At 65.6% G+C, this 1,565-nt stretch carries 1 protein-coding gene and 2 pseudogenes; 2 read left to right on the top strand and 1 reads right to left on the bottom strand.

The window, feature by feature from the left end:
- Nucleotides 1-228, top strand: a 228-nt coding sequence (locus tag ACUN0C_RS20150; RefSeq protein ID WP_445468188.1) for a transposase, incomplete at its 5' end; no start/stop codon positions are given.
- A 57-nt stretch (nt 229-285) separates the two neighbouring features.
- On the opposite strand, the pseudogene ACUN0C_RS20145 reads toward ACUN0C_RS20150, so the two are convergent.
- Nucleotides 286-1,021 (bottom strand): annotated as a pseudogene (locus tag ACUN0C_RS20145) (IS110 family transposase); the annotation flags it as partial.
- A 113-nt stretch (nt 1,022-1,134) separates the two neighbouring features.
- On the opposite strand from ACUN0C_RS20145, the pseudogene ACUN0C_RS20140 reads away from it, so the two are divergent.
- Nucleotides 1,135-1,565 (top strand): annotated as a pseudogene (locus ACUN0C_RS20140) (IS5 family transposase); the annotation flags it as partial.

Here is a 1,565-nt window from a genome sequence, read left to right as displayed (position 1 = left end):
AGCACCAACCCATTGGAGCGCCTGAACAAGGAGGTGAAGCGCCGCGCCGACGTCGTGGGCATCTTCCCCAACGAGGACAGCATCGTCCGCCTCATAGGCGCGGTCCTGCTCGAGGCCAACGACGAGTGGCAGCTCCAGCACCGCTACATGCAGATCGAGGGAATGGCCGAGCTCGACGCGCCCGCCGCCGAGACACAGTCCCTCATCCCCAGCACCGTAGCTGCATGACCGGGGCCGCTCCGCCTAAACCCGCATTCTCCACCTCATTGACGGACGTGACCCGGAGAGGTCACGGCCGTGGCTGAACGTGCGCCCGTCGCAGATCGCGGCGACCAGCGCGGTCGCGTTCATAACGCCTATGTCCGGTATGGTAGCCAAACGCCGAGACGCCGGATCGTTGCGCGCCATCTCGGCAAACTCATCGTCCAGCGCCTTGATGCGCCGGTCGAGAGCGCGCCATTGATCGAGCATGTCGTCGAGCAGAAGGCGAACGCGCGACCCCACTCCGCTCCCGACCGGCTCCGATGACAGCGCCTCCAGCGCGTTAAGCAGACTACGGCGGCCCTGAGGTATCACGATGCCGCGCTCGAGCAGGATGCTGCGAATCTGGTTCATCAAGGACGTCCGCTGTCCGACCAGTCGGTCGCGGACGCGATGCAGAACCTGCACGTCGAACTGCGCCTCCGTCTTCAGCGCCACGAACCGCATCGTCGGCCGGGTCGCGGCCTCGGCGATCGCTTCCGCATCGCGATCATCATTCTTCTGGGCCTTGACGTAGGGCCGGACATACTCGGGCGACATCAGCCGCACTTCATGTCCCTGCAATGAGAACGCGCCCGAGGTGATGTGCTCCGCAGCACGCCTCCATGGCCACCACGCAGCCCGGCAGTTTCGTCGCGAGTGCTATGACGCCCTCTCGCCGCATCCGACGACGCAGCAGGACCCGTCCCGCAGCGTCCAAACCGACCACGCTGCCGCTGTTCTTGCCCAAGTCCACTCCGAGAATCTGAATGCCCTTCATGCTACCCTCCTGTCGCCGCCCGATAATGATGATGGAGGAGAGGGGCGGGCCATTCCATAAAGGGGGGTGCTGCGGAGGGCGCCGCCGCTGGGAACGCCGCTCACGCCCGATGCATGGGGCGCTCGCGGGGCGGGCTGACCACCAAGATCCACGCCCTCGTCGACGCGAACGGCCTACCCATCATCTTGAAGCTGACCGAAGGGCAGGCGCATGACGGGCGGAGCGCGCGGGACATGCTGGACGGCGTCGGCGAGGGACAGATCCTCATGGCCGACCGGGCCTACGACAGCCACGCACTCCGCCAGAGCCTGGCCGAGCGCGGCGCCTGGGCCAACGTCTAGCCGATGCCCCGACGTGTGAGACTATCAGCGTTCAGCCCCTTCCTCTACCGCTACGGCTACCGCAACCCCGTCGAGCGCTTCTTCAACAAGCTCAAGCACTTCAGAGCGGTCGCAGCCCGCTTCGAAAAGCACGACGCCAACTATCTCGCACGCGTCAAACTTGCCGCAGCTCGAATCTGGAGGCGAACTTACGAGCCGGTGAC

The organism is Faunimonas sp. B44 (assembly GCF_052655945.1).
This window is presented reverse-complemented; position numbering and strand designations above follow the sequence as displayed.